This window comes from Bacillus cereus group sp. RP29 (genome assembly GCF_040459765.1).
Lineage (GTDB): Bacteria > Bacillota > Bacilli > Bacillales > Bacillaceae_G > Bacillus_A > Bacillus_A paranthracis.
Window position 1 is genome coordinate 642,817 of sequence record NZ_JARVHN010000001.1, and the last position, 17,392, is coordinate 660,208.

Genomic DNA, 17,392 nt, shown 5'->3' on the forward strand with positions numbered 1-17,392 from the left:
AATGTATCTATACTGAATTCTGTTGCTTAAAGAGAACATCACGAATTATAACAGGAGGTACAAATAGATGAAAACGATGTTAGAAGCGAAAGGGATTTCGAAAATATATAATACAGGCGGGAATACGTTTGAAGCGTTGAAAGATATTCATCTGCAGGTGAAAGAAGGAGAGTTTGTCGGTATTATGGGACCATCTGGTTCTGGTAAGACGACACTTTTGAATGTTCTTTCTACTATTGATACGGCTTCAAAGGGTGAGATTTTAATTGATGGAAAAGATATTGTGAAGATGAATGATGATGAATTGGCACTCTTTCGCCGTAATCATTTAGGGTTCATTTTTCAAGACTATAACTTATTAGATACGTTAACGGTACGAGAAAATATTGCATTGCCACTTGCTTTGTCAAAAGTGAAGGCGAAAGAAGTAGAATCTCGCGTTGAGAAGATTGCGAAGAAGTTTGGAATAGATCATATTTTAAATCAGTATCCGTATGAAGTATCCGGTGGACAAAAACAACGCTGCGCAGCATCAAGGGCAATTGTAACAAGTCCAAGTATGATTTTTGGAGATGAGCCAACTGGTGCGCTTGATTCAAAGTCAGCGACGGATTTATTAGAAAGTATGAAGACATTAAATGAAAAAGATCTTGTAACGATTTTAATGGTAACGCATGATGCGTTTGCGGCAAGTTATTGTAAACGTGTTGTATTTATTAAAGATGGAAAGTTATATAAAGAATTACATCGTAAAGGGATGACACGAAAACAGTTCTTCCAGCAAATTATTGATATGATGTCTTCCATATCTGGAGGTGCGACAAATGAGCTTATCTAGCATTGCACTTCGTAATATAAAACGAAATTTTAAAGATTATTTTATATACTTTGCCTCTATGATTTTTAGCATCGTCATTTATTTTACGTTTAAGGCGTTGCAATACAATTCACAAATAAGTGAAGCTGGAGATAACATCGGACGAGGATTCCAGCTCGCGAGTGTTATGCTCATTATTTTCGTTGCGGTATTTATTATATATTCGAATGGTTTCTTTACACGAAAGCGTAAGAAGGAAATAGGTCTTTATTCTTTACTCGGTATTCGAAAGAAAGAAATAGGTAAAATGCTTTTTTATGAAAATATGTTAATGGGTTTATTATCGTTAGTAATCGGAATTGTAATTGGTAGCTTACTTTCAAAAGGATTCCTAAAGCTACTTGTAAATATGTTAGAGCTACATGTAAATGTTCATTTTGAAGTACCAATTGGAGCTATTATAGATACAGCAGTTATTTTTTGTTTCATTATTTTATATACGTCATTTAAAGGATACCGCGTTATTTATCAATTTAAGTTAATCGAGCTATTTCGTGCAGATAACGAAGGCGAAGTTATGCCAAAAGATTCTAAAATAATGGCTATCATTTCTTTATTATTAATTGGATCAGGTTATTTCTTTTCAGTAACGGCTATTAAAAATGCAAGCAGCGATAACTTTATGCCACTTGCGCTTTATATTGTATTAGCAACAGTACTTGGAACGTATTTATTATTTAGGTTCTTTACTGTTTTTGCATTAAAAAGAGCGCGAGATATAAAATCTTCATTTTATAATGGAATGAAAATGGTGACGACATCTCAATTACTATACCGCATTAAAGGAAATGCAAAATCGTTAGCGACAATTGCTGTATTAAGCGCAGTAACGTTAACAGCGGTTGGAATGTCTGTTACGATGTATTACAACACATATATGCAGGCGAAGAAATATCACCCAGTTAGTTATTCATATGAAAAGAAAGATATAGAATTGGATCGTAAAGTGAGTGGGATTTTAAAAGAAGGAAAGAATGAAGTCATTCATCAATATGAATTAGAGACAGTAAAAGTAGTAGGAGAATACGATGATGGAACTTCATTACAATCAAGAACAACAGAACTTATCGCACAATCATCATTTAATAAAATTGCAAAATATTTAAATGAAGAAACTTTAGATTTAAAGAAGAACGAATTGTATGCATTTGATGGTATGTACAGTGAAGGTAAGAGAGATAGTGGGGTATATAAAAATCGAAAAGCTACATTCCAAATTGAAGAAGTAGCACCAGTACAAGTGAAAGATGTACAAGCAAAAAACATTACAAACTTATATGAACTTCTAGTTGTTGTTCCAGACGAAGTATATGAGCAAGCAAAGAAGACAATTGGCTCTCATACTGTAAAAAATATTGATGTGAAAGATGAAAGAAATAGTAAAGTATTAACGGAGAATTTAAAGAAAGTAATACCGGAAGAAGATGCAGAAGGTAAAGAACAATTCAGTGATTTCTATACTATTTTCCGTGATGGTATTGAGGTATCAGGTTTAATGATGTTTAGTGGTATGTTCTTAGGACTTGTATTTTTACTCGCAACAGGGTCTATCATTTACTTCAAGCAATTAACAGAAGCACATGCAGATCGTGAGCGTTACATCGTTCTTCGAAAACTAGGTGTCACGAAAAAAGAAATGAAAAGGGCAATCGCAAAACAAATGAGATTTATTTTCTTCATTCCTTTAGTAGTTGGCATATTACACACTTTATTTGCATTAACAGGATTAGCGACAGTACTTCCGTATGAAATTGCAGTTCCGTTGTTAATTAGCATCGGCGTGTATAGTGTTATTTATATTGGTTATTATTTGTTGACGGTTCGTGCTTATTTTGGGATCGTTAGTAAATAGAAAAGAGAGAAAGAGAGCATAGTGAAAATTATGTTCTCTTTCGCTTTTTATCATTATTTATTTTCTAAAATTCGTTCAACATCATGTACACTTAATTTACTTGCCTTAGCAATCGTCTCAAGTGGTATACCAAGATCATACATACTTTTAATCATTTGGATTTTTCCCTGTTGAACTCCTTCTTTTCGACCTTTTTCTATACCTTGTTCTAAGCCTTTTTCCATACCCTTTTCCATGCCTCTTTTCATACCTTCTGTCTCTGCGTGGGCGAATTTTGCTGCTTCATCCATTAAAACTTTCTCCCTTGCGTCATAGGCTTGTCGGAAAGAGGAATCTTGACTCATACGTTCCCACTTGTTTATTGCTTTTTGTAAAATAGGGTCTTGGTTCATAGCAATATCCTCCAATAGTTTAGTTAAGTGCTCATCCTCATTTGCTGAAAGCAATAAAAGCCAACGAGCAAATGGGTCTTTCCACGGATTTACTTTTTCTTCATGCCACTGTTCTGTTAACTTTGGAATTTCTACAATGTGAATTTCTATGTCATCACTCAAGAGTTTCTGTTGTTGTGTATTCCACAATGTGCCCTTTGTATGAAATTCTTTGTGATCTAAAAACATTATGAAGTTCAATAAATTAATGGTGATGGTTTTACGAAGTGCACTGTAGGGCATACCTTTTTGTAACTGGGATGTGTATAATTTTCCCCAATAATATAAACTGCGTTTCATCATATCGTGATTATTATTAAGCTGTATTTCTACATTTACTTTTGTCCCTGTGTCTAATGTTACTGAAATATCTAGAATTGATAATTTATCATTTGCGTGTTCTCGGTGTAAATGTGGATCTTCTAATTGTAGAGAAGCAATAGGTGACTCTAAAGACTCTTGTAACATCGCGTTTAAAAAGGCAATGAGAATATCTTCACTACCATTCGTACCAAACAATTGTTTAAATGCAAAATCAATGCGTAAATTCACTAATTGTTGGTTGAACAAAGGTTGTCCTCTCCCTTATATGAAGGTGCTTCTTTTCTTAATTGTATCTAAAAATAACTAGAGGATGCAAATAGACCATTCTGCTATTTTTAAGTAGGATTATTATAATGTCAGAGGTAAGTATAGCTATGTTATACTCTAGTAAATTTGAAAAGTTTATATAGAGGTGAAGATGCTACAGATGCAAAAAGATATTTTGAAACTATTAGATAAAAAGCAAAGTAACTATGAATTTCCTGCCTTTGATAATGAATATATGGATATTTCACAAGTGAAATTCTCTCTTTTCTTTAAAGATAATAAAGATTGGTTAATGGTATTTCAGGTTGTCGGTGTAGGATCATTAGGTGTATGTAATGATATTCAAGTATACGGTGATAGAATAAATCATTCAATTGGTGATGATGGTATTTTACAATTAAATGATGGAGAGTATGAGTTGTTTGATGATGAAGGTGAATTTATGCCAAATATTTATAATGACAGTGTGAAAATTCGTGATCATCATTTTGAGTATGAATTTACAGAAGAGGACTATGTGAATAATGGAATAGAAGTAAAAACGACAGATTCTTATCCAACATACTTCATGCGTATGCTTGCTACTAATAATGAAGCACGAAATTTATTGTGGTGGAGTAAAGAAGAGATTTTAGAAGAGTTTGATTTAGAAGGCGACTGGGAAGTAGCGTATGAAACGGAAGAATGGAAACATGTTGAAGATGAAAAAGTAAGTGAAAATGAATTCTTCCAATCAGTAGCCGCTGCAATAGAGAAGAAAGATCCAAGTATTATTGTGAAGAAGGATGCTAATACGCACTGGAAAAATTGGGTGGAGTTTGATTACGAAAATTCATATTGAAATATCTTTGTAATAAAAAAGACGCGCTAAAATGTTAAAACTTTAGCTCGTCTTTTTGTATTACACAACCGCAGGATTATAAATCATCGTAAAGTGCCCTTGTAACAATTCAATATGACAAGGTGTATGAAGCGAACTTTCTCCATCTGTATCTACTTCTTTTTCTTCTTCTGTTTCAATATGAATGGATTTCGCTTTTACGTGGAAGATGTCATTTGCATTTGAGTCTTCAAATAGTTTCTTTCCGATATAATCTTTAAATGCTTGAATACCTGTTGATTTGACTGCGAAAATATCAAGTGTTCCGTCGTCGCATTTTACGTTCGGAATAAAGGACGGGATGCCGCCAAGATATTCACCGTTGCCAACCATAACAAGAACAGCTTCATCTTCATATACTTGTCCGTCATAAGTGATTTTAACTGGGAATGTTTCAGCATTTTTGACAGTTCGAATTGTGCTTAAGTAGTAACCAATTTTACCAAGCTTTGCTTTCTCCTCTGCATCAATATTGTTTGATACTTCAGATACGAGTCCAATGCCCCAGAAGTTTAAGAAATGTTGTCCGTTTGCTTTTGCAACGTCAACTGGTTTTACGTGTTCCTTAGTGATAAGTTTTGCTGCTTCTGCAATGTTTTGCGGAACGCCGAGTGTGCGAGAGAAGTCATTGCAAGTTCCACCTGGAATGATTGCAAGTGTAGGTCTAGTTTCAAGAGGTGCTAAGCCGTTTGTGCATTCAAATACTGTTCCGTCACCACCAAAGACGATAATTAAATCTACTTTACTAGCAAACTCTTGGCAATATTTTGTTGCATCACCTTGTTTTTTCGTGTGAAGGATATGTAAGTCAGGAAAAGCTGCGGCAAGAGGTGGTACGATTTTCGTTAAATTTGTATGTAAGTCGCCTTGTCCAGCTTTTGGATTTACGATGAGGAGTACTTTTTCAAATTTTGTCTTTGTCATTTTTCATCTCTCCCTGTTTTTTTGTAATGGAAAGAAGGAGCTGTTCCGATGTATTTCAGAACAGCTTCTTCCTATTAATAGGGTGCTAAGATTGTCGGTTATTGTCGGTAAGTCGATATATTGAAAAAATCGCCGATATAATTTGAGTTGCAGTCGATATATTTGAAAAATCGCCGATATAATTTAAGATACGGTCGATATATTTTGAAAATCGCCGATATAAATTTCATGTACTATCGATTTTTTAAGTTATACGATTATTCCGTTACAACCGAAGCAATAAATGGTAAGTTACGATATTTTTCTGCGCAGTCGATGCCGTAGCCAACGATAAATTCGTCTGGAATTTGGAAGCCAACATATTCAGCTTTTAAGTCCACTTTACGACGCTCAGGTTTATCAAGTAGCGTACAGAATTTTAACGCTTTTGGTTTATGCATAAAGAAGTGGTCTTTTAAGAAGTGAAGTGTTAAGCCAGAATCGATAATGTCTTCTACGACAATTACGTTTTTGCCAGTAATGTTTACATCGATATCTTTTAATAGTTTTACTTTGCCAGTTGTTTCTGTTTGATTTCCGTAGCTAGATGCAGAAATAAAGTCGATTGTTACATCGTTTTTAATGTGACGAATTAAATCAGCAGCAAATACGAAAGATCCTTTTAATACAGCGATTACTACAATTTCTTCTCCTTCAAAATCACGTTCGATTTGAAGTGCTAGTTCTTTTACTTTTTCTTGTAATTGTTCTTCAGAAATTAAAGTGTTTTTTATTTCAATATTCATTGGAGTCCTCCTACAGTGTAAAACTTGTGAACATTTCGACTGTAAAGGATAGAAAGGAAAAAGTCAAAGGAGATAGTAATTTTTTACAAAATACCGACAAAATCATCTGATGATATGATATACTAATTATATTAAGAAAACGCTTCCACAAAGGGTGATGATAATGAAGAAGAAACAGTACACAACTGTAACATTTATAAAAGCATTACTATTAACAATTGTTCTTGGATTGTTGGCTTATATAATTGATGTACCAGCGATTCGGATTTCACTAATTGGAATGACTTTAGTATTAGGCACAATTTCTCATGGTATGATGTCGCAGCTACAAGAAGCTGGACTTGATGATATGAAAGATCATATAGATAAGAAATAAGAGACCTTCACATAGGCATAGTGAAGGTTTTTTGTTTCTTACAAAAATGTAAGGTAGTTGTAAGGGAAATCGATAGTTGCATAGTAGTGTTTTGGATAAACTATGGGTGTAAGGTAAAAGGCAAGCATATTTTAGGTAAATTAAGTTTTAGGCACTCTATATGTGAAAAAGGAGTAGGAGGGCATGGAGAAACGTTGGACGACCTTTTCTTTTTTAGCAACTAGCAACACCGTAATGCTAGCTGGCGAGATGGATTTTTTGCACTTGTTTGATCGAGAAGACGATCATTCTTCTTCTAAATTTACAATGAAATGGAATAAATGGAGCGAAAGTTGTAGGTTGGAAGAAGAGGCCCCTAACGAAGCGCAAAAAATTATTTTGACAAACCCTATTAAAGCGTGGGTTGTTCAACGTCGTAAGTGTAACGTCAAAAATCACTTAAAGAAAACTGAGCCGAGACAATTAGTTATCGCTCCGGCCCGTTCTACTTCTAAATCACGCGAAAGTAACATGTAAATATTGAGACACACACCCGAAAAAACATCGTATATATTGCGATGTTTTTTTATTTTTTACAATGAAATCTTTAAATAAAATATATTTCATCTGCATTTCATATTTATATCTCTTGTTTATTCTAGTGATACATCCGATGCGAAGTGATGTAAAACGTATAAAAGGAGAGAAATAAAATGAAAAAGAAACTATTACCGATTTGTGCAATAGCACTTTTAACAGTAGGCTATTCTTCAGTAGCAAGTGCGGATACTGGAACAGTAACGAAGGAAGAAGCAACGCAACTGCAACAAGATAAGGCGAAAAAAGAAGCAGCGATTAAGGAACAGCAAAAAAATGAAGAAGAGAAAAAGAGAATAGCACAAGAACAGCTGAAAAATGATATGGCAAAAAAAGAAGAAGCAATAAAGGCTCAGCAAAAGAGTGAGGAAGGGAAAAAGGAAGCAGCACAAGTACAACAAAAAAATGCTGCAACTAAAAAAGAAGTAGCAAAGCCAGTTGTACAAGGTGAAAAATTACCAAATACAGCTTCTAATAATGTAGTAATGATGGCACTAAGCGCATGCCTTGTAGGGGTAGGGACATTATTTGGTTTGAATCGTCGCAATAAAGTTAAGGCGTAAATAAAATATTCTCCTATAAAGAATGGAATAATTTCATATATTAAAAATGGTAGGTTATTCCTACCATTTTTGACATGGAGGAATGAAGAATGAAGTTACTCAATTATATCGGTATCATATTGATGGCTATAGGACTATTTATGGGATCTTATTACGCTGTGGAATGGTATAAAGGAAAAAGTTCTGCGCAAGAATTAACGAATGAGGAAATAAAGAGCTTTAAAAATATACAACATAATCAACTTCCTTATGAAACACTGGTAACTTCTCAAGTGCCTTCTTCTCAAACAGAACATAAAGAAGGAGAAAAGGTAGCGATGTTAAATATACCGAAATTAAAGAAGAAATTTTCTATATATTGGGGAGCGGATGATGCAACTTTGAAAAAAGGAGTTGGAATGTTCGTTAGTGATGTAACGACAACGCCATCTGGAGGAGGACATACTGTACTAAGTGGGCATAGGGATACTGTCTTTACAGATTTAGGACAGTTGAAAGAAAAAGACACTCTTGTTTTAGAGTATGATAATAAAACGTACACATATGAAATTCAAAAAATATGGATTACCCATGCGGATGATCGTACTGTTATTATAAAAAAAGAAGAACCGATACTAACACTGACGACTTGTTACCCATTTGATTATATAGGGGATGCGCCAGATAGATATATTATCGAGGCGAAGTTAACTGGTAGTTATTCAAAATGAAATTATAGTTTCTGAAAGCGAGAGGGGGATATAAGTTATGGCAAAAAACATTTTAATTGTAGAAGATGAAGATATATTACGTGAAATATTAAAAGATTATTTTTTAAGTGAGCAATATGTAGTGTTTGAAGCAAGGGACGGGAAAGAAGCTTTAGTTGTATTTGAGGAAGAAGAGGTTGATTTAGTTATTTTAGATATTATGTTGCCGGAACTTGATGGATGGTCTGTTTGCCGAAGAATCCGTAAAACATCCGAGGTTCCTATCATTATGCTGACGGCACGTGTTGATGAAGATGATACGTTACTTGGTTTTGAACTTGGGGCAGATGACTATGTGACGAAGCCGTATAGTCCACCAATTTTATTAGCAAGAGCAAAACGGTTGTTAGAAAGTAGAAAAATAACAAAACAACTTTTAGAGAATGAAGATGATATATTATCAATTCATGGTATTCATGTCCATTTTCCATCGCGTACTGTTACGGTAGATAAAACAGACATTAATTTAACTCATACAGAATTTGAAATATTAGCGTACTTGATGAAAAATCAGGGGATTGTTTTAACACGAGAGCAACTCATTTCAAAAATTTGGGGATATGAATTTGCAGGCGATGATCGAACGGTTAACAGCCATATTCGTAATGTAAGAAATAAATTAGGAGAGAAAGCAAAGTACATTACAACTGTAGTACGAACAGGTTATAAATTTGAGGGGAATGTATGAGAAAAGGGATTGTACTAAAATTATTTACCCTCACAACAGCGTTATGTATGTTAATTTTAGCGACGATTTTTATTGGACAAACGATATTTTTTAAGCAATATTACGCGAATCGAAAAGTGGAAGATATTAAAGTGAATTTAAATTCCTTTGAGAAGAATTATTTAAACTATGCAGGAAATGTGGAAGAAATTAAGCGACTGGAGCAAGACTTTTTAAGAGAAAATAATACGTGGATTACGACATTAGATCAAAATGGGAATTTAAAACATGCGAACGACTTCTATTTTGAGGTTGCTTTAGAAAAAAGGGCAGAGAAGAAATATGGACCCAAAATGATCTATATTCCTTTGAACTATCTCATGAATATAGATGAAATTGAAAAGGGAGCACTATCTAGTTTTGTAGGGCAAGAATTGTATTTTAGTGGACTGCAAAGAAATGGCAGTTTTATCACATTATATTTACAATTACCAGAACAGAACTTAAGTTGGGCTAATAAACCGTTAAGTAAGAAATTACTTGAAAAAGAACGTAAGATAAGCGAGGATGGGCCAAAAGTCGCTCAAGACCTTATCGTTCAGGAAAGAAAAAATATTGCTGGAAATTTGAGTGATTTGGAAAAGAAGAGGGTCGTTCAAAATTCAGATTTTGATATGTTTGGGAAGATTACGAAAGTTCAGCTTCCGGATGTAACAAGTCCTATAAATCAAATTTATAAAAATAGCATCTTTTTAGATAACATAAAAGAATTTCAAACGGATTTATTATTAAAAGAGAGCAAGCCCATACAATCTACTACACAAACAATGGACTATGAAAAAAATGATATTAAATATAAATTATTAATCAAACCAATAAAAGAAAAAGACGGATCCGTCACATATATATGCGATGGCTTCTTTACAGCCTGTAGATGAAGCTGTACAAATGGTACAAGATTACTACATTTACATTATTGCATTTGTAGTTGTTCTTATTTTTCTAGCGTCATTCTATTATTCAAAACAAATTGCAAAGCCGTTATTAAAAATAAATGATACAACGAAGAAAATAGCGCATTTAGATTTCACAGAACAAATACCGATTACTTCAAAAGATGAAATTGGGGATTTATCTAAGAATATTAATACATTATCGAATAAACTCCATTCGCATATTGGACAGCTAGAACAAGATATTGAAAAGGAAAGAAAATTAGAAAATACGCGGAAAGAATTCATTTCTGGTGTTTCGCATGAACTAAAAACACCGCTGAGTATTATGAAAAGCTGTATTTCTATTTTAAAAGATGGAGTAGCTGAGCATAAAAAGGAGTATTATTTTCAAGCGATGGAACGAGAAGTAGACAAAATGGATACGTTAATTTTGGATATGCTGGAGTTAGCTAAATTTGAGTCAGGCACATATAAAATGAAAATGGATTCATTTTATATCGATACAGTAATGGAAGATATATGTGAACACCTTTCTGTAGAAATAGAGAAAAAAGAACTTCGTGTTCATAAAAATATAGGTCCATTTGAAGTAGTCGCAAATCAAGGACGGATTGAACAAGTGATCGTGAACTTCATTACGAATGCCATACGTTATACACCAAATAAAGAAGATATTATTATTTCTACAATAGATGAGAAGGATCGTATAAAAGTGTGTATTGAAAATAAAGGTACTCACATAGAAGAAGAACAATTAGATAAAATTTGGGATCGTTTTTATCGCGTGGATGCAGCTCGCCAGCGTTTGCAAGGAGGAACAGGTCTTGGGCTTGCCATTTCAAAGAATATTTTAGAACTACATGATGCTGAATATGGAGTAAAGAATACAGAAGATGGTGTGTTATTTTATTTTTATTTACAGAAAAAAGCGTAGACAATATAATCTACGCTTTTTTAATTTATTTTCATATTATCTTTACTTAATCTTTATTTTTAAACGATATAATCTGGTTAGAAAATGAGGTTATGTAAGGAGTAGATTAGCCGTGAATAGCAATTTACTAGGTATGGTAGTATTTATTTTTCTTTGCGCATTTATTGTATTTTTAATTGATATTACGATATGAAAAAAAGAGCGCTTATTAAGCGCCCTTTTTGTTTGCATTTATTTGATAAGCATTGATGCTCTTGAATAAGCGTGGTGAAGTAAGGAATAAAAATATAAGTAAAACGGTACATAGAATATAGGAACCAATCATTGTACTACCATTTACGATTAATGAATAAAGCACAGCTGATTGACCTTTCGGCGCATATTGTCCCCAGAAAATAATACCGGCAATAAAGTGACAGAAGTAGCGAGCAAAGCTACCGATAAATGTAGCAAGAATAATATAACCAAGAACTTTCTTACCTTCATTTTGTTTTGATGAAGGTTTGTCTTTACGGCTACCTAAATTTGATTGTTCTAAGTTATTTTCATTAGAAGTTAAAAGTGCTTTTTGAATTGGACGATAGAATAAGCCAGCAAATCCGATAAAAGCAAAGGCAATGAAGTACTCAATGAATGCTTGAACAGGTGTTAAAATGTAAGCATCTCCCACGACTATTTGTAATAGTCCCCAAACTAAACCACCTAAGAAAGCTGATTTAAAGCCCCAGCGGTATGCAATAATAAAAATAGGAATCATAGCAAATGAAATGGAACCGCCTGTTGGAAGTTTAATTGATAATGGTAAAATGTCGATGACCATGGCGAAGGCTGCAAGAATAGCAGATTCGATCATCGCTTGTAAATTGGTGTTACGCATGTTGTCTCCCCCTAAATCCAAGTTGTACAAAAAAGAATAGATATCATAGGAGGATACGAAATACGTAAATAAAAAAGAGGTATGTATTTCGGACGTTTGCACAATCCCTGCGTTAGCATTAACTAACAGGTTCAAAGGGTCGGAACGAAGTGTTCCCTCTCAGCGGTATGGCTCCCCCTGTGATAACGAAATTCTTTATTTGTTATTGTTTATTGTAAGCGAAATGGATGAGAATGGCAAACGAATCAATTATGACAATGATTGAAATAGAATTGTAGCGAAATGTTAATAAATATGAAGCAAAAGGGTATAGTACAAGAGAAATAGAGTGTGCTATAATTCTTTTGAAAATAATTATCATTCTCTTCTGAGGGGGAAGGTTATGAGCTTAGTAGATATTAAAATTGGTGAGAAAGTGTTAGTAAAAAGCGTTCAGTCGTTAGATCAATTATTAAAGAGAAGACTGGCTGCTTTCGGTCTTTCTGAAGGAAGCGAACTTCGTATGAAGCAGAAAGCGATGTTCAAAGGTCCTTGTACATTGGAGTGTCGTGGACAGTTAATTAGTATTCGTCATTGTGACGCGAAAATGATAAAGGTGGAATTAGCGTGAATAAGGTAGCTTTGCTAGGGAATCCGAATACAGGGAAAACATCATTATTTAATGCGCTTACTGGTTCTTATGAATACGTAGGAAACTGGAGCGGTGTAACAGTAGAAAAGAAGGTTGGTAAATTAAAAGATAAGCAAGGAACATTAATTGATTTACCAGGTGTGTATGATTTAAATCCAGTTTCGCGTGATGAAGGTGTTGTAACAAACTTTCTATTAACAGAAGAATTTCAGCATATGTTAAATATTGTGGATTCTTCGCAGTTCGAACGAAATATGCATTTAACGTTGCAATTACTTGAATTTGGTAAGCCGGTTTCAATTGGTTTAAATATGATTGATGTGGCGAAGCAAAGAGGAATTGTCATTGATGTAAAACGATTATCAGAACTATTAGGTGTAACAGTCGTTCCTGTCGTTGCAAGAAGTGGAAAAGGCTGTGAAGAATTACTTGCGACTCTTAAAGAAAATGACAAAAACGAGAAAAAGCCATTCATTATTTCATATGGTGTACGAATGGATGAAGGAATTGGAGAAGTAATTTCTCTTTTAGAGAAAGCGAATTATGAGCATCCGAGATGGTTAGCTCTTCAATTTTTAAGTAATAACGAAGTAGTAGAAAAAGAAATGAAAGCATTACCAATCTATAAGGAACTCATAGCCATTCGATCTCGCTTAGAAGAAAAACTTGATTGTACGTTGGAAGAGCACATTTACAAAACTCGTGAAGCGTATATTGAAAAGTTAAAAACAAATGTTATGAAGCATGAGAAAGAAGGAGAAATTCCTTTTTCAGAAAAAATTGATAGATTAATTACACATAAAATTTTAGGACTTCCAATCTTTTTAGCAGTTATGTTTTTTATTTTTCAGGTTACGTTTACTTGGATTGGGACACCTTTATCGGATATGTTAGATGAGTTTTTTGCTGGACAGCTTACGGATTGGGTGATAGCTGGGCTTACAAGTGTTGGAGCTTCTGATTTTATTCAAGCACTCGTTACAGAAGGTATTATTGCTGGTGTTGGTGCCGTATTAGTATTCGTTCCACAAATCTTTGCACTATTCTTTTTCATTTCATTATTAGAAGACTCAGGATATATGGCGCGAATTGCAGTTGTTATGGATAGAATTATGGAGTTCTTCGGTTTAAACGGAAAAGCGTTTATTCCGATGATTATCGGTTTTGGATGTAATGTTCCAGGTATTATGGCAGCGAGAACGATTGAACAAGAAAAAGAACGTTTACTTACAGTTCTTGTAACACCATTTATGTCTTGTTCGGCACGTTTACCTGTATATGCGTTATTTGCGGGAGTATTCTTCCCTCATAGTCAGGCAACTGTTGTGTTCTCCCTATATGTTGCAGGGATTGTCCTTGCGTTATTAGTTACAAAAATTATGTCTCTTACCATTTTAAAAGCGGAAAAATCTATTTTCGTTATTGAACTACCGCCTTACCGCGTGCCGCAAGCGAAAACGTTATGGCTAAGTACGTGGGAGAAAGGGAAAGGATTTGTTCGTAAAGCAGGTACATTTATCTTTGGTGGTTCTGTTGTCATTTGGCTATTAAATTATGCAGGGCCATCAGGATTTGGTGTTGATATGGGAGACAGTTTCTTAGCAATGATTGGTGGATTTATCGCACCACTATTTGCACCGCTTGGTTTTGGAACGTGGCAAGCTGCAGCTTCCCTTTTAACAGGATTTTTAGCGAAGGAAGTTGTCGTTTCTACAATGGCCATTATTTATGCGGTGAAAGAAGATGTGCTTGGAAATGTAATGGGAGCACATTATACAGCATTATCAGCTTATGCATTTATGTTCTTTATTTTATTATATGTTCCGTGTTTAGCGACGGTAGCTGTTATTAAACGTGAAACAGGATCAGCGAAATGGACGATTTTCTCAGTCGTGTATCCACTCGTAGTTGCTTATGTATTAACGCTCATTATATACCAAGTTGGATCCCTACTCGGATTCTAGAAGGAGATGTATTGTGATGATGGTCAATATTATAATTGGAGCTATCATTTTTGGTTATGCAGCATACACGTTAGTTAATTTTGTAAAGAGAAGTAAAAAAGGAAAATGCGCGGCATGTTCTTTAAATAAGTCATGTCAGTCGAATACTTGTAGTCCGGATATGGAGCAAATTGCTCATAAATAGAAAAAAGCTTTTCGAATTTGAATTGAACCCAAAAAGTTAGACAAATATATTAAGCAGCTAGCTACTAAGGATTGAACTCTGTATTGCACAGGGGGCAATCCTTTTAGTTTTGCTTTAATTCTTTTGTGATTGTAGTAATAAATATAAGTTTCTAGTTCTTGCTTAAATTGTTCCATTTACTGCTTGTATTTTATCCTTTGAAGAAAATTTAGCCATAAAAAATGCACCTCCAATTGTTAATTATGTGTCTAACAATTGGGGTGCACTTCATTTCGTGAAGCTTTTTTGTTTTACTTTTTAATTTTTACAAGTTGTGATGATTCTACACCATTCTTTCCAGGGAATTCTTTACTTGGGTCTTTATCGAATTTTAATACACCTACAGATTTTTCTTCACCTTTTACATTTCCGTAAGTTGCATCATCAACAATTGCGAACATGTCGGCATATGCACGGCCACTTCCGATAATTGTGTTGCCTTCATATTTTAATTTTGCTCCATCAAGTGTAGCATTTTCTACTTTCTCTTTTGCGAATAATACACCTTGTTCTGCTGTTACAGCTGGTAATTTATCAAGTGGCTTCGTGTTGTCTTTTGCATCCACTTTGTTAAGTAATTCTTTCTTCACCAGTTCTTCACCAGTTTTCTTATCCATGACAAGAACTTTTTTACCTTCTAATGTTGTCATTTTCATTTTATAGAAGTCTTTTTCTTTCACTTCTTTTTTGTTTTTATCTGTAATTTGCTGAACTTGTTCTTCTGATCCATAAAGTACAAAACCGTTCGCTTTCTCTCCTAATAAAGAACAACCTGATAATGCTCCAAGTGAAATTGCTGCTGCTAACCCGATTCCTACTAATTTTTTCATGATGATTTCTCCTTTTATATGTTTTATAGTAAATACAATTTTTGTATTAGTTTTGAAATGATGAGAAGCTTGTTTGTTGCTTCTGGTATTAGTGTATAAGAAATAGGGAGACGCAACTATCGAGTTAGCTTACAGTAACATTACACTTATGTAATTTAGTGAAATTGCACAAAAGTAAGTTAATTTTAAAGAGGGATAATGAGAATATATTAGAAATACAATATTATATATAGAATGTCATATTATAATGGATGTATTTTGGAAATAACATGTAAGGACATATTAGTTTTGTTATAATAAACACATAGGCTGTAAAAATGAATATTCTTTACTGTAAAGGGAGATTTTTCAGTTTTCCAAGTAGTGAATTTGAAATATGAGGTATATCATAGGAGGAATTTAGATGTCTGTATTTAAACGATTAAGAGATTTAACAATGTCGAACGTATATTCATTAATTGAAAAAGCGGAAGATCCAGTTAAAATGACGGATCAATATTTACGCGATATGCAAGCGGATGTACAAGAAGCTGAGAAAAGTGTAGCCGCTCAAATCGCACTTGAGAAGAAATTCAAAATCTTATTTGAAGAGCAAGAAGCGCTTGTGAAAAAACGTGAAGAGCAAGCTCATATGGCTGTTCAAGCTAACAACTTAGATCTTGCGCGCCGTGCGTTAGAAGAAAAACAAAATGCAGAGCAAAAGATGAATGAGTATAAAGCAAGCTATGAGCAAAACAAAGCTGCTGCTGATAATCTTCGCCTGAAGCTAGAAGAAATGCGTAAGCAATTAACTGAGCTGAAAAATAAACGTGAGACACTTGTAGCACGTGTAAATGCGGCGAAAGCACAAAAGAATATTAATCAGGCGATGTCTGGATTTGATTCAAACTCAGCGAAAGCTGGTTTAAGCCGTATGGAAGAGAAAGCTCTTCAATTAGAGGCTGAAGCAGAAGCAAGCGGTGAAGTGTACAAGAAAGAAAAATCATTAGATGATGAATTCGCAAGCTTAAACAAAAATTCTGCTGTTGACGATGAATTAGCTCGTATTATGAAGCAGTATGAGAAATAATATAGAATAGAGACAAATGAACCGACATGTCTAAACAAATTCATGTCGGTTTTCTATTACCCCGCATTAACGGGCAGTAAGACTCCCACCTCTACTTTTTGTGAAAGCAGAGAGGTGGGGGGGAGATCTACTGCCCGTTAATGCCCGATTGGTTCAACTAATAATCAGCGGGGAATGAACACCTCCCCACTGATTAAAGTTTCACTTTATATTTAGAGGAGGTTTTGCAATGACATGGACAAATGTATTAGCCATGCTTGTATGGACTGGAGCGAGTGCAGTACTTTTATTTGCAATTATGTGGGTTGATTCAATTTTTACTAAATACAATGACTTAAAAGAAATAAAAAATGGGAATACAGCTGTAACAACTCGTTTCGTCATGAAATTATTCGCGCAAGGGTACATTTTATCTCAATCGATAACGAAAGCAAATGACTTATGGCAAGCGCTACTTGCATCAGCAGTTTCTTTCGTTATTTTATTAGTGGTAGAAATGTTTATCGAATTTGTGTTAAAGAAAATGGCTGGTTTAGATTTAGAAGAAGGTACGAAAGAAGGCAGTGTTGCGCACGCGATGTTGGCCGGATCATTACATATTGTGGGTGCACTTATTTTAGGTGCTTGTTTATAAAGA

18 protein-coding genes, 3 pseudogenes and 1 riboswitch are annotated in these 17,392 nt (G+C 34.3%); of the genes and pseudogenes, 15 read left to right on the plus strand and 6 right to left on the minus strand.

The genetic code is table 11. The annotated features are described in order from the left end of the window. Positions 1 to 67: 67 nt before the first annotated feature. Positions 68 to 838, plus strand: a complete 771-nt coding sequence (locus QCI47_RS03260; RefSeq protein WP_000855640.1) for an ABC transporter ATP-binding protein — start codon at positions 68 to 70, stop codon at positions 836 to 838. Next, entirely contained in the window at positions 825 to 2,729 is a 1,905-nt protein-coding gene (locus QCI47_RS03265) for an ABC transporter permease (protein WP_048557017.1), read from the plus strand. The genes QCI47_RS03260 and QCI47_RS03265 overlap by 14 nt, the downstream gene beginning before the upstream one ends. Positions 2,730 to 2,782: 53 nt before the next feature. Here the strand turns inward: QCI47_RS03265 and QCI47_RS03270 are convergent, their stop codons facing one another. Next, positions 2,783 to 3,730 carry an Rpn family recombination-promoting nuclease/putative transposase gene (locus tag QCI47_RS03270; RefSeq protein WP_074542765.1) on the minus strand — a complete coding sequence of 316 codons (948 nt, stop codon included), beginning with the start codon at positions 3,728 to 3,730 and terminating at the stop codon, positions 2,783 to 2,785. 181 nt (positions 3,731 to 3,911) lie between these two features. Between QCI47_RS03270 and QCI47_RS03275 the strand changes: the two genes are divergently transcribed. Next, on the plus strand, positions 3,912 to 4,592 hold the full coding sequence (locus tag QCI47_RS03275) for a DUF7003 family protein (RefSeq protein WP_033688618.1): 681 nt from the start codon (positions 3,912 to 3,914) through the stop codon (positions 4,590 to 4,592). Positions 4,593 to 4,652: 60 nt separating this feature from the next. Here QCI47_RS03275 and QCI47_RS03280 read toward each other — a convergent pair whose 3' ends face one another. Both QCI47_RS03280 and hpt read right to left on the minus strand, forming a co-directional pair. After that, complete coding sequence (locus QCI47_RS03280; protein WP_353811695.1) at positions 4,653 to 5,555, minus strand: diacylglycerol/lipid kinase family protein; 903 nt, start codon at positions 5,553 to 5,555, stop codon at positions 4,653 to 4,655. Between the two features lie 257 nt (positions 5,556 to 5,812). Then, entirely contained in the window at positions 5,813 to 6,340 is a 528-nt protein-coding gene (gene hpt, locus QCI47_RS03285; protein ID WP_001019312.1) for a hypoxanthine phosphoribosyltransferase, read from the minus strand. Positions 6,341 to 6,500: 160 nt separating this feature from the next. Here hpt and QCI47_RS03290 point away from each other — a divergent pair, with 160 nt between their 5' ends. The 7 genes and pseudogenes from QCI47_RS03290 to QCI47_RS30240 form a co-directional block, all read left to right on the plus strand. Further along, complete coding sequence (locus QCI47_RS03290) at positions 6,501 to 6,716, plus strand: hypothetical protein (RefSeq protein ID WP_309423398.1); 216 nt, start codon at positions 6,501 to 6,503, stop codon at positions 6,714 to 6,716. Positions 6,717 to 6,899: 183 nt separating this feature from the next. Then, positions 6,900 to 7,232, plus strand: a complete 333-nt coding sequence (locus QCI47_RS03295) for a hypothetical protein (RefSeq protein WP_000415597.1) — start codon at positions 6,900 to 6,902, stop codon at positions 7,230 to 7,232. A 176-nt stretch (positions 7,233 to 7,408) separates the two neighbouring features. Beyond that, complete coding sequence (locus tag QCI47_RS03300) at positions 7,409 to 7,855, plus strand: LPXTG cell wall anchor domain-containing protein (protein ID WP_074542764.1); 447 nt, start codon at positions 7,409 to 7,411, stop codon at positions 7,853 to 7,855. Positions 7,856 to 7,944: 89 nt separating this feature from the next. After that, positions 7,945 to 8,565, plus strand: a complete 621-nt coding sequence (locus QCI47_RS03305; RefSeq protein ID WP_061131993.1) for a class D sortase — start codon at positions 7,945 to 7,947, stop codon at positions 8,563 to 8,565. 37 nt (positions 8,566 to 8,602) lie between these two features. Next, positions 8,603 to 9,292, plus strand: a complete 690-nt coding sequence (locus tag QCI47_RS03310) for a response regulator transcription factor (RefSeq protein WP_074542763.1) — start codon at positions 8,603 to 8,605, stop codon at positions 9,290 to 9,292. Beyond that, positions 9,289 to 9,820: pseudogene (locus tag QCI47_RS30235) on the plus strand (two-component sensor histidine kinase); the annotation flags it as partial. The gene QCI47_RS03310 and the pseudogene QCI47_RS30235, both read left to right, overlap by 4 nt. A 131-nt stretch (positions 9,821 to 9,951) precedes the next feature. Continuing rightward, positions 9,952 to 11,161: pseudogene (locus QCI47_RS30240) on the plus strand (sensor histidine kinase); the annotation flags it as partial. A gap of 208 nt (positions 11,162 to 11,369) precedes the next feature. Here QCI47_RS30240 and thiT read toward each other — a convergent pair. Then, complete coding sequence (gene thiT, locus QCI47_RS03320; protein WP_046198255.1) at positions 11,370 to 12,038, minus strand: energy-coupled thiamine transporter ThiT; 669 nt, start codon at positions 12,036 to 12,038, stop codon at positions 11,370 to 11,372. Positions 12,039 to 12,124: 86 nt separating this feature from the next. After that, a riboswitch (TPP riboswitch) is annotated at positions 12,125 to 12,226 on the minus strand. Between the two features lie 194 nt (positions 12,227 to 12,420). Between thiT and QCI47_RS03325 the strand changes: the two genes are divergently transcribed. Genes QCI47_RS03325 through QCI47_RS03335 form a run of 3 tightly spaced genes read left to right on the plus strand, consistent with a single transcriptional unit; the run spans position 12,421 to position 14,817 of the window. Then, positions 12,421 to 12,648: a FeoA family protein gene (locus QCI47_RS03325; RefSeq protein WP_000060519.1), complete on the plus strand. Its 228-nt coding sequence runs from the start codon at positions 12,421 to 12,423 to the stop codon at positions 12,646 to 12,648. Next, a complete protein-coding gene (gene feoB, locus QCI47_RS03330) occupies positions 12,645 to 14,633 on the plus strand; it encodes a ferrous iron transport protein B (protein ID WP_001044825.1) in 1,989 nt (662 codons plus the stop codon). Before QCI47_RS03325 ends, feoB begins: the two co-directional genes overlap by 4 nt. Positions 14,634 to 14,649: 16 nt before the next feature. Continuing rightward, entirely contained in the window at positions 14,650 to 14,817 is a 168-nt protein-coding gene (locus QCI47_RS03335; RefSeq protein ID WP_000989595.1) for a FeoB-associated Cys-rich membrane protein, read from the plus strand. Between the two features lie 56 nt (positions 14,818 to 14,873). Here QCI47_RS03335 and QCI47_RS03340 read toward each other — a convergent pair. Continuing rightward, positions 14,874 to 14,993 (minus strand): annotated as a pseudogene (locus tag QCI47_RS03340) (IS3 family transposase); the annotation flags it as partial. Between the two features lie 114 nt (positions 14,994 to 15,107). Further along, on the minus strand, positions 15,108 to 15,686 hold the full coding sequence (locus QCI47_RS03345) for a lipoprotein BA_5634 family protein (protein ID WP_046198253.1): 579 nt from the start codon (positions 15,684 to 15,686) through the stop codon (positions 15,108 to 15,110). A gap of 403 nt (positions 15,687 to 16,089) precedes the next feature. Here QCI47_RS03345 and QCI47_RS03350 point away from each other — a divergent pair, with 403 nt between their 5' ends. Further along, positions 16,090 to 16,755: a PspA/IM30 family protein gene (locus QCI47_RS03350; RefSeq protein ID WP_000110281.1), complete on the plus strand. Its 666-nt coding sequence runs from the start codon at positions 16,090 to 16,092 to the stop codon at positions 16,753 to 16,755. A 229-nt stretch (positions 16,756 to 16,984) separates the two neighbouring features. Then, positions 16,985 to 17,389 carry a DUF350 domain-containing protein gene (locus QCI47_RS03355; RefSeq protein ID WP_000220322.1) on the plus strand — a complete coding sequence of 135 codons (405 nt, stop codon included), beginning with the start codon at positions 16,985 to 16,987 and terminating at the stop codon, positions 17,387 to 17,389. Positions 17,390 to 17,392 lie beyond the last annotated feature (3 nt).